The 10,795-nt window shown below is 70.1% G+C and carries 10 protein-coding genes; 2 read left to right on the top strand and 8 right to left on the bottom strand.

Going from position 1 to position 10,795, the window contains the following annotated elements; translation table 11 throughout:
• Window positions 1-302, top strand: a 302-nt coding sequence (locus G6R25_RS16940) for a hypothetical protein (protein WP_163553770.1), incomplete at its 5' end; no start/stop codon positions are given.
• On the opposite strand, the gene G6R25_RS16935 is transcribed toward G6R25_RS16940, so the two are convergent.
• From G6R25_RS16935 to G6R25_RS29010, 7 genes are all read right to left on the bottom strand, one after another.
• Window positions 249-551, bottom strand: coding sequence for a hypothetical protein (locus G6R25_RS16935; RefSeq protein WP_163553769.1), 303 nt, complete (start codon window positions 549-551; stop codon window positions 249-251). The genes G6R25_RS16940 and G6R25_RS16935 overlap by 54 nt on opposite strands.
• A gap of 494 nt (window positions 552-1,045) precedes the next feature.
• Window positions 1,046-1,909: an ABC transporter ATP-binding protein gene (locus G6R25_RS16930; protein WP_235948777.1), complete on the bottom strand. Its 864-nt coding sequence runs from the start codon at window positions 1,907-1,909 to the stop codon at window positions 1,046-1,048.
• Window positions 1,900-3,093 (bottom strand): FecCD family ABC transporter permease, encoded by a 1,194-nt coding sequence (locus tag G6R25_RS16925; protein ID WP_163553768.1) that lies wholly within the window; start codon window positions 3,091-3,093, stop codon window positions 1,900-1,902. The genes G6R25_RS16930 and G6R25_RS16925 overlap by 10 nt, the downstream gene beginning before the upstream one ends.
• Window positions 3,090-4,094 (bottom strand): LLM class flavin-dependent oxidoreductase, encoded by a 1,005-nt coding sequence (locus tag G6R25_RS16920; protein WP_163553767.1) that lies wholly within the window; start codon window positions 4,092-4,094, stop codon window positions 3,090-3,092. The genes G6R25_RS16925 and G6R25_RS16920 overlap by 4 nt, the downstream gene beginning before the upstream one ends.
• A 73-nt stretch (window positions 4,095-4,167) precedes the next feature.
• Window positions 4,168-5,283: an ABC transporter substrate-binding protein gene (locus G6R25_RS16915; protein ID WP_235948779.1), complete on the bottom strand. Its 1,116-nt coding sequence runs from the start codon at window positions 5,281-5,283 to the stop codon at window positions 4,168-4,170.
• A 708-nt stretch (window positions 5,284-5,991) separates the two neighbouring features.
• The gene (locus G6R25_RS29015) at window positions 5,992-6,519 is read right to left on the bottom strand and encodes an aldose epimerase family protein (RefSeq protein ID WP_268904166.1); all 528 of its coding nucleotides are present in this window, start codon (window positions 6,517-6,519) and stop codon (window positions 5,992-5,994) included.
• Window positions 6,516-6,941, bottom strand: a complete 426-nt coding sequence (locus tag G6R25_RS29010; RefSeq protein WP_268904165.1) for an aldose epimerase family protein — start codon at window positions 6,939-6,941, stop codon at window positions 6,516-6,518. Before G6R25_RS29010 ends, G6R25_RS29015 begins: the two co-directional genes overlap by 4 nt.
• A gap of 273 nt (window positions 6,942-7,214) precedes the next feature.
• Here G6R25_RS29010 and G6R25_RS16905 point away from each other — a divergent pair, with 273 nt between their 5' ends.
• A complete protein-coding gene (locus tag G6R25_RS16905; RefSeq protein WP_163553766.1) occupies window positions 7,215-7,730 on the top strand; it encodes a nitroreductase family protein in 516 nt (171 codons plus the stop codon).
• A gap of 929 nt (window positions 7,731-8,659) precedes the next feature.
• Here G6R25_RS16905 and G6R25_RS16900 read toward each other — a convergent pair.
• Window positions 8,660-10,390, bottom strand: coding sequence for a purple acid phosphatase family protein (locus G6R25_RS16900; protein WP_163553765.1), 1,731 nt, complete (start codon window positions 10,388-10,390; stop codon window positions 8,660-8,662).
• Between the last annotated feature and the right edge of the window lie 405 nt (window positions 10,391-10,795).

Below are 10,795 nucleotides of genomic sequence, written 5' to 3'. Positions count from 1 at the left end.
TCGCCTGCGGGCACGATCTGCTGTTCGCCCCAGTCGACGAGACCGGTCTGCTGGTTCCACACCAGCTCGCGGTCGAACAGGCGCAGGGTCGCGACCGTACCGTGGCGCGCGTCGCGGTACTCCAGCGCCTCGCCGCGCTCGGCGAGCTCGAAGAAGCGGTCGGAGAAATCCTCCTGGGCCTGTGGATCGGTGGCCTCGACGCAGCGCAGGAAGTGTCGCAGCGTCGCCCGGTCGGTCGGGGTCGAGTTTCAGGCCATCCCGAGCAGTTTGCGGCGGGGACCGAGGACGTCCACGGGCGGTGACTGAAAGAAGCAGTCGGGCGACATGACCAGCACATGGGCCTGTTCCGGCACTTCCGCACGCATGAGCCGGGCGAACTCATCCTCGCCACCGCGGAACTCCAGGATGCGGTAGTCCAGGTACTGGGCAGTCCGGACGAGCCGGATGTCGGCCAGCAGGGAGGCGTTCGTGACGAGACAGAAGACGGTGTCGGTCGGATCCCCGAACTGCCGAATCCTGGCGGGATCGACGACGAGCTCGGACTCGGGCATCTTTGTACTCCTCCTGACGCACACGGGCCTGGGCGATGGATGCCGCGGGGCCGGTGGAATCTCGGACGAGGCCGGGCCGGATCGAGCGCCGGAAAAAGGTCCCGAAAGGGCCCAGAGAAGCCTCGTGAGGACGGCGTGCTGGTGCGTTGAGTTCCATGCCAGCGAGGTTTCGCGGTGACCGCGAATGCCTTGGGAGGCGGCGCCCGACGCAAGCCGTGGACCGGACGGACTGCGGCGCCTGCCGATTTGGTCCGTGGACCGGAACGGACCGACAATGTGAAACTATAACGTGCTCGGGGGCGGGCTGTGAGGTCTTTCGGAAAGATTCCCCGGGGGCGGCCGGATTACTCCGGTCACAGGATTGTCCTTGGGCGGATTGAGAAGTACCGGCGGCGGGGACAGGGCCGCGTGATCCGCGCCCGGCGAGGACGGGCGCGGCGTGCGGGTTGACGGTGCAGGTTGCGGGGATGGGTTGCGGGGTTCGGGCTGCGGGTTCAGTGGTCCGAGTTGCGGGTTCGGGGCTCGAGCTGCGGGTCGGACCAGGGCGTGGGGATCGGGACGCAGGTCCGCATCTCGCGCCGGTCGTAGCCGGGCGGCAGGGTCACGCCGGTGACGTGGACGGGGACGCCATAGAGGTCGCTGAGGCTCTCGCCGGTGACGACGTCGTCGGGATGACCGTCGGCGATGACCACCCCGCCGCGCATGAGCACCGCCCGGTTGGAGTAGGTGAGCGCGTGCGACGGCTGGTGAGTGGTCATGATGATGGCGTGCCCCTCCCGGGCGAGCTCGGCGACGACGTGCAGGGTGCGCACCTCGTTGCCGTAGTCCAGCGCGGCGGTCGGCTCGTCCAGGATGAGGATCGCCGCCTGCTGGACGAGCGCGCGGGCGAGCAGCACGAGCTGACGCTCGCCACCCGACAGCGCAGCAAAGGACCGGTCGGCCAGACGGGCGATCCCGAGCCGGTCGAGCTGGGCCAGGGCGCTGCGGCGATCGGCGGCACCGGGCGCCTCGAGCAGGCCGAGATGGGGCGTGCGGCCCATGACGGCGATGTCGAGCGCGGTGAACGGGAACGGCGAGGAGGTGCTCTGTGGAACGTAGGCCACGCTGCGGGCGAGTTCCCGCGGCGTCAGTGTGCCGAGGTCGCGGCCGGCGATGCGCACCGTGCCGCTTTCTGGCTTGAGCAGGCCGAGCAGGCAGCGCAGCAGAGTCGTCTTGCCCGCGCCGTTGGGCCCGAGTAGGCAGCAGACCTCGGTCGCGCGCACGCTCAGCGAGACGTCGGTGATCCGGTGGCCGTTGCGGCCGTAGCCGAACGACAGCCCATTGACCTCGACGTCCGGTGTCTCGGTTATCACAGCCATTGGCGGCCTGCCTTCGCGAGCAGGGCGACGAAGAACGGGGCGCCGATGAGTGCGGTGAGGATGCCCAGAGGGAGGTCGAGTGAAGAGGCGGTGCGGGCGACGTCGTCGACGGCGAGCAGGTAGCCGGCGCCGATGAGGGCGGTGACTGGCATCAGCCGGCTGAACGACGGTCCGACGGCGAACCGGCCCAGGTGCGGGACGACGAGTCCCACCCAGCCGATGATGCCGGCGACGCTGACCGCGGTCGCCGTCATGAGCGTCGAGGCGCCGATCGTCAGTGCCCAGATCCGCGTACGGTTGACACCCAGCGACCGGGCTTCGTCGTCACCGGTGGCGAGGACCGTCAGCTGCCAGCGCACCGCGTACAGGACCACCAGGCAGACCGCGACGATGATCGCGGGCACGATCAGCCCGTGCATGCTCGCCCGGGCCAGGCTGCCGAACAGCCAGAAGGTGATCTCCGGCAGGGTCGTCTCCGGGTTGGCGAAGTACTGCACGCTGGAGATGAGCGCGTTGAACATCGCGCCGATGATGATGCCGCCGAGCACCAGGATGATCAGTGATCCCTTCCCGACGACCCGGGAGATGGTCAGCGACAGCACCGCGGCGAGCAGCCCGCAGCCGAACGAGATGATCTGCAGCAGGGTCGTGTCCAGGCCGATCAGGATCGACGCGGAGGCGCCGAAGCCGGCCCCCGCCGCCACCCCGAGGATCTCGGGGGAGACCAGCGGGTTGCGGAACATCGTCTGGTAGGCGGCGCCGGAGGAGGCCAGCGCCGCCCCGACGAGCAGCGCGGCGAGGATGCGGGGCATCCGGATGTCCATCACCACGGCCCGGTTCTGCCCGGGGACGTCGCCTCCGAGGCCGAACAGTTCGTGGGCGAGGACGCGCACGACACTCACCGGGCCCAGCGTGTACCGGCCCAGCCCGAAGGAGACCACGATCAGGACCAGCAGACCCACGGCGAGCAGCACGACGCGCAGGTGATCGCCGAGTGTCGCGCGGATCCGTGCGCTCGCGGCCGCCCGGCCACCGGGCCTGCGGTCCTGAACCGCCGGGTCACCGCCCTCGGTGACGCTCGGGCCGACACCTTGGCCGACACTCTGGTCGGCGACCTCGCCGACGCCGTTCTGCTCGGTCTCCGTGACCGGGTCCGTGCCGGTCGGGACAGCGGGCCGGGTCAAGAGTTCACCCGCCGAATGGCGGGCTGCGTGAGCAGCGGCGCCACCTTCGCGGCGAACATCCGCACGGTGCTCTGCTGCAGGGCCAGCGACGCGGTTCCACTGAACGACGGGCGCAGGTTCACCCGCGCCACGCCGAGCTCGTCGCGTAGTTCCGCGAATCTGCGGCCGACTGTTGCCGGTCCACCGATCACCGCCGTCTCCTCGTGAAACCGGAAGGGGTCGAGGTCGGCCGTCCCGACCGCGGTGTGGCCGTGCTCGTCGCCGCCGAGTGCGGCCAGCCGCCGGGTCAGGCGCACGACGATCGGGGTGGCGCGTTCCCGGGCGGCGGCATCGGACTCGGCGACGAGGCAGAACCGCTCCACCCGGACATCACCGGCCTTCCCGACGTGGGAGGTGTAGAGCTCCATGCAGGCGGCGAGTGAGGCGACGGTCTGCACGGCCGACAGCAGCAGCCCGTAGCCGCGGCTGGCCGCCCAGACGATGGGCTCGTCGCTGCTGGCGGCCACCTCGATCGGCGGATGGGGATGCTGGGCGGGGGTCGGCTCGACCCGGAACTGCGCGCCGTCGGCCACGCGGGTCCGGCCCCGCCAGTAGCCGACGATCGTGTCGAGGGCATCGGGCAGGTCGACCCGGACCGGGGCGGCGCCCTGGTAGGCCCTGGTGTAGGGGGCGATGGGCCAGCCGGCCCCGAGGGTGACCCGGCCGCCGGAGAGCCGGTCGAGCGTCGCGAGGTCCGCCGCCAGCCGGATGGGGTCGTGCAGCGTCAGGTGCAGGGCGGTGAACCCGATCCGGATCCGGCTGGTCGACGCGGCGACGGCGGCCGACAGCGGGATCGGTGAGGAGCGGGCTTTCATCGTCCGGGAACCGACGGAACTGAGGTGGCCGTCGGTGAACCACAGGCTGTCGTAGCCAAGAGTCTCGGCGACGCGGGCGAGTTCCACTGTCGAGGTGGAACTCGCCCCGTCGAGATCGCCGCGCCCTCCGGGTAGGCCGAATCGCATGGAGATGGTCATCACTGCGCCGGGGCGCGGTCCTTTCCGGGCCGAAAGAGGTGCCGATACCGGGATGAGGTACTTACTTGGCGCCGACCTGCAGGATCTGATCGAGATCCGCCTCGGTGGTGTGGTAGTTGAAAAACTTCGCGTAGAAGCTCTTGGCCTCGGATCGGATGTCGAGGTCGGTGAACACCTCAGGGTGCAGCACCTTCGCCGCCCACTGGATCTGCAGGGCCTCCTCCGGACCGAACCGGTCCCACGGGTAGAGACCCTGCGGGTTGAGGTAGACGCGACCTGCCTTGACCGCCTTCAGGTCGGCCCACCCCGGCGACTTCGCCAGGTTGTCGATGACGGACTGGGCGGAGTTGGCCGCCAGACCCTGGTCACCACCCGGTGTTTCGACGATCAGCACGTCCGGGTTCCACTGCAGGAGCTGCTCCATCGACACCGTGACGTGGGTGCCCTTGACGCCGCTCGCGGAGTCGGTGCCGCCGGCGATGTTGATCCAGCCGTCGATGAGGGACTTCCCGCCGTCGACGACCACGGGCGGATAGCTGGCGATGTGCACGACGCTCGGCTTCTCGGTCGCCGGCAGCTTGGCCAGCCGCGACTGGACCATCGCCAGCTTGGCGGTCACGTAGTCGTTGTATGCCTTGGCCTTGGTGGCGGCGGTGCCGCCATACACCTTTCCGGCGAGCTGAATAGACGGGACCAGTTGCGGGAAGGTGTTGAAATCCATGTTGATCGCGGGCAGGCCGGCCTGCTTGAACGGCGTGAGGGTATCGCCGCCGCTGATGGTGGAGACGACGTCAGGCTTGAGCTTGAGAAGCTCCTCCATGTTCACCTTGCCGCCGTTGCGGAAGAGCTCCGGAAGGCCGTTGATGCCCGGGTAGACCTTCCGCAGGAACGGGATCGTCTTGACGTTCTGGGGGATGTCCACCAGCTTGTCGCCGACGCCGAGCATGATGTCGGTGACAGTGTGGGCGGGGAACTGCTCCGCGATCCGGTTGATCTTCAGGGGGGCCGTCACCTTCTCCCCGGAAAGGCTGGTCACCACCTGGGTGGTGGGCGCCGGCGGGCTGGCATCCGAGGAGGAACTGCCGCAGCCGGCGGCCAGTGCCGCCACCGTGGCGGCCATCCCCAGGGTCAGCCACCGCCGCGACGCAGCGGGCTGAGCCAACCCGCGGGAACGCATTGTCACCGGTCCGGACGCGCTCGTGTGCCCGCTTCCCGGGTGGCGTTCGATGGACGGGAGATGGGACGAGCCGTGAGGACCGTCCCGATGGGTCAACAAACCCACGAGGATGTGTTGCGAAAACAGTGCCGAGCGTGATGCCACGTTCTTCCCCCGCCGGGCGAATAGAGTCAAGGAAACAAATTGTGATTAGCTGCGCACGGACGGTGTGCGTTGGGTGCTAACTGCGAGCGCGCGCGATGCTTCGGCGCATCCGATCTCCGCGGAAGCGGATGGAATGCACCATAGCCTCCGCATCTGCGTCTGTCACGCAGACAGGGGCCCTGATCTGCGGAAGTAGTCGGACTACTGCCGAGCGGAGGGTTGGTTCGGGTGGCCGCAACGCCGGTCGGCACCCGACTCGGCGGCGGAGGCCGGCGGGGCTGATCGCGCAAAACTCTCGCCTAAATCTGGGTGGCAGGGCGATTATCTGCGGCCGTGTCCCTTCGGGACCGGAAGATCTCGCGCTAGATGGCCGGTTGGTGGCCGTTGTGTCGGCGTTACGACCGGATGACGCGTAACAGATTCGTTTTTTCCAGGTGCGCTGAACGTAACGCGCGTGGAGGGATGGTCCGGGATGCGTTCGATCTCGTTCCCGTCCACCAAGGGACAAGACGGTCGCCGATGACGCGGCACCCGGCCGCCCGCAGCGGGTTCGGTGCCCCGGGGTCAGGCGCGAGTGGGGTGGATGCCCCAGGTGCCGCCGACGCTGGCGGCGGGCTCGAGGACGCGCAGGCCGTCCCCGCTGTTGAAGGCGTTCGCCGGGCAGGTCAGCGGCTCGACGGCGATGCGCCGCCGCCGCTCCTGCGGGCCCAGCGTGTCCCCCGTGAAGACCTGCACGTAGCGCCAGGTCTCGTCCATCCAGACCGTCACCGACCCACCGCCCGGCGTCCCGAGCCGCACGCGTGCGCGCCCGTCCGGATCGCGGTCGAGGTCGGTGTAGCAGGTGTCCAGGGCGAGGGAACCGACCAGGCGTGGCCGGCGGAAGTCGAACGGCTCGCCGGCGACCGCCCGCGCGCCGGTCGGGATCGAACGGTCGTCGGTCTCCAGCCTCGTCGCCGCCGGCACGGTGAGTTCGACGTCGTCCGCGCGCACCGTCGCACCGTCCGCCCCGACCGTCGTCAGGTAAGGGTGTGCGCCCATCCCGACGGGAGCCGGCTGACTACCCAGGTTGGTGGCGGTCATCGTGACGGTCAGCCCGTCGTCGGCGAGGTGGTACTCCGCAGCGAAGCCGACGGTGAAGGGGTAGCCGCTCTGGGCACGCAGGATGCACGCAGGATGAACGAGGCGCGGACCGCGACCGGGCCGAGGCGTTCGAGCTCCCAGGCCGACCAACGGGTCAGACCGTGGCTGGAGTTGCCGAGCGCCACCTCGTTCACCGGGAGTTGGTGGGTGGTGCCGCCGAACGGGTAGCGGCCGTCCGCGATCCGGTTGGGCCATGGCAGCAGCAGCTGCCCGCGCCCGCGGCTGGCCATCGTGCCGATGTCATAGCCGTCGAGAACCGGCGCGCCGCCGATGGTGTACTCGCGCAGCCCACCCCCGACCTCGGTGATGGTCACGCTGCTGTCCGCGTGCACGAGCTCCACCTGCCGCCCGGACGGCGCCAACGCCTCCACCACGTCCTCCTTACCCGTCTCATTCGTCCGCCCGCACTCCTGGCCAACTGGTGCTGGCCGCCGGCCACATCGGCAGGGCGTGCTGCGTCCCCAGTATCCCGAGTCGTCGTCGAGATCGGTTATCGCCACGGGCTGCGGGGGCGGGCCACCCGTTCGGGCTCCCCTGCGTCTCCCGTCCCCCGCGTCTCCCGCGTCTCCCGTCCCCCGCGTCGGACGGAGTTCCGTGTTACCGGGTCACAGGGCAGCGACGCGGGCGATTCGTCTAGGGTCGAGGGCGTGGAGACCTGGGACGCGATCCGTGCTCGTCGCAATGTCCGCAGCTACCAGGACCGGCCTGTGCCGGCCGAGGACCTGGAGCGGATCCTGGCGGCCGGGTGGCGTTCGCCCTCGGCGTCGAACCGGCAGCGGTGGGACTTCGTGCTCGTCACCGACCGGGCGGTTCTCGGTGAACTGGCGACGATCTGGCGCGGTGCCGGTCACATCGCGAGTTCGGCGGCGACGATCGTGCTGGTGCTGCCCGAGCCGGAGTCGGAGCGCTACCGGCTCATGGACGAGTACGACCTCGGCCAGGCGACGATGCTGATGCTGCTCACGGCGACCGACCTCGGCGTCGGCAGCGGGCACTCGGCTGTCGGCGACCAGGAGGAGGCCCGCCGGATCCTCGGCGTGCCGGACACCCATCGCGTCGCCTACATGATCGGTCTGGGCTATCCCGACGACGGGCCGCTGCGGCCGGTGGAGCGCCTCGACCGCCGCCCCTTCGGCGAGGTCGTCCACCGCGGCCGCTGGTAGTCGACGAGTCGCTGCGGGGCGCTGCGGGGCGCTGGCCGCAGCAACCGCCTTTGGTGGCGCCGGCCATGTGGGGAAGGGGGGAGAGATTGCGTATTCGACCAGCTCCTAGCCCGGCCGCCGGGCTCTAGCTCACGGAGCCCGGCGGCCGGGCGCCGGCCACCACCGACCCACCCGACCCGACCCGACGTACTGAAGATTAGGTACTCGCCCGCAGTCTAGCCCTCCGGGTATGTGCCTTCGTCGGCGGGCCGGTCCGGATCCTCGGGGTAGGGCTCCAGCATCCTGGATGATCTACTTTTCGGCACGTGGCCTCGGCATGGCGCACCGAGTAGCGATCGTAGCTCGAGAAGATCGTTTATTAGCTCGATTGTTCTCGCGTCGCGGGAAAGTGGCCGCAACTCGTTTAGCATCGCGTCGGTTTCCTCAACGGTAGGAATCTCGTCGACCGAGGCGACTATCGTAGTAATATCGGTCATCAGTACCCGCCACCTTCATGATCCGTTGAATAGATCATTCCCGGCACGTCGTTGAGCGGGACGCCGAACAACAGGACTATACACCGGTACGGAAAAGTTCACCAATCGCTGGGCCGCCCCTTCTGTCGATTCGCTACCGAGCTTGCGCGTACACAGTTGGCGATGGCCGGTGCGTGGGACCAGCACTCCGGTCGGAATCGGATCTGCCGAATCCGCCACCGCCGATGCGGCGATCATCGGGGAGTGTCCCTTCCGCCCATATTGGGAGGGATTGCGATGGGCGCTGGGTGGCTGGCTCGGCGTCAGACCGAGCCGAACGCGGGCCTGTCGAAGGTGTCGACGCGGGTGAAGGCTTCGACCGGGTGGCGGGTCGGCCGGGTCGCGCGCCGCGTGGGGTGCCCGAGGGCGAGCACGGCGGCGATGCCGTGGTCGGGGGTGGTCCCCGCTCGGCGGTCAGTCGCTGCGGCGGCGGCGCAGGGTGAAGCGTTCCAGCAGGGTGTAGGCGGGCAGCGGGTCGCCAGCCTGGACGCGGGGCGCATGGTGGTACCCGACGGTGATGGTCCTGGGGCCACCGGGGCGGCTGCCGGGGTCGAGGTCGAACACGGCGATGCCGTAGGGGTGGCCGGTCGCGTCCGGGCGGGCCGACCATACGGCCTCCTCGACGGCGTCGGCGGGCAACTTGGCATAGGCGCCGGTCGACGGGCTGCGGGCGATCTCCGTCCGCCTCGTGATGACCTTGCCCTGCCGGGCGCCGGTCGAGGTGGTGCTGTAGCTGTCGGTGGGCCCGTTGGTCCCGCCGCCACCGAGCAGCAGGTAGACGGTGCCGGCGTCGGTGTCGAAGGTGTCCGCGGACGGGTCGGTGACCACGGGTCGGGGCCGCAGCGTGTCCACGGTCGCGCCGCCGGCGACCTCGGTCCCGCGGTCGCGGTCGAAACCGCGGACCGGGAACGTCCGCTCGTAGTCGTGGTCGTGCCCGGAGACGACGAGGTCGACGCGGTAGCGGTCGAACAGCGGCAGCCACGCCTGGCGCAGGCCGAGATCCGAGCCGTTGCCGGTGGCGGAGCTCGACAGCGGGCACTGGTGCGTCTGGACGATGATCCAGTCGATGGTCCGGTCGGCCCGCGCGGCGGCGAGGGTGTGCTCCAGCCAGCGGGTCTGCAGATTGCCGCCGGGGGTGAGCGTGCCGTTCGGGCCGGCGGCGAGCGGGCCGGTGTAGAGCCGGTTGTACTGGCTGTGGCCGGCGGGGATCGTCGCCGCGCCGTTCGGCGGGACGATGTCGGTCGCCGCGAAGGCGCCGCCGTCCTGGTAGATGACGTCGTCGGCGTCGAGGGAGATGAACAGCGCAGAGCCGACCCGGTAGCTGTAGAAGGTGCCGGCGAGGCCGCGGATCCCGTTCGACGGCAGGCTGAACCGGGTCAGGTAGGAGTCGTAGCCGTGCGGGCCGTTGCCGAACTCGATTTCGTGGTTGCCCAACGCCGGCATCCATGGCCGGTTCGCCGCGGAGCGGGCCACGTTGACGCCGAAGTCGCGCCACACCGCCGGCTGCTGGGCGAACGTCAGGTTCGCGTAGCACAGGTCGCCGTTGAGCAGGTGGAACAGCGGAGCGAAGCGTTCGACCGCGTCCACGGCGTGAAATGCGTTGGGGAACGAGATCGTCCACGCCTTGTCGGTGGCCAGATCCCCGTAGCTGGTGAAGCGGAACGGGAACCGGCCACGCCGCGCGGTGGTAAACGTCCCGCCGGGCCCACCGGGACCGCCCGCGGACGACCCGGCCGCGACCGGGCCGTCGGCGGTGTCGACCCGGTAGACGTAGGCGGTGCCCGGGTTGAGGCCGCGCAGCTTCGCGTGGTAGGTCACGACGCGCTGGCCGTTCAGCCCGTCGACGTAGGTTCGCTCCTCGGCGTCGACGAACCGGCCGAACCCGCCGGCCGCGGTGCCGAGCCGCACCCGCGGCCGGCGCACGGCGGCCGGTGACACCCAGGACACCGTCACCGCCGTCGCCGGGTCGTCGCCCCAACCCAGGTGCACCTGCTCGGGGGCGGTGTCCGGGCCGGTGCCCGCGAACGCCGGCTGTCGCCAGAGGGTGGGGCCGGCGGCGACGGTCAGCCCACCGCCGATCGCAGCCGTACGTAGCAGGGAGCGGCGGGACGGACCGGCCGACCCGGTCGTGGTGTTCGCGTCCATGGGCGGTCATGCTGTCGCGCCCGGCGGACAATGAGTGGTCGGGCATATGGCGACAACGGGACCATCAGGTGAACCGGCCGTACGGGTCCGCCGCGGCGACGCCGGGGCCGCGTGGACCGACCCTTCCTCGGCGAGTATCCGACGGCCTCCCCGGAGATCCTGCCCGCCTGGTGAAGCTGCTCGGCGCCGCGTAGAGCGCCTGCTTCGGACCGGGTTGCTGGCGTAAAGTCGGCGCTGCGTCGGCCGCGGTCACGCGGTCAGATCCCGCGGCGGGGGCGGGAACGCCGGGGGCCGCCGCGGCCTGGTACCCGTACCCGTGCCCGCCGCCCGCGAGCAAGGAGTGCGCATGCCCGGACTGCTGCACCTGGACTCCTCCGCCGACCTCACCGGCTCGACGACGAGTAG

The organism is Candidatus Frankia alpina (assembly GCF_902806485.1).
In the GTDB taxonomy this organism is placed as follows: domain Bacteria; phylum Actinomycetota; class Actinomycetes; order Frankiales; family Frankiaceae; genus Frankia; species Frankia alpina.
This window is presented reverse-complemented; position numbering and strand designations above follow the sequence as displayed.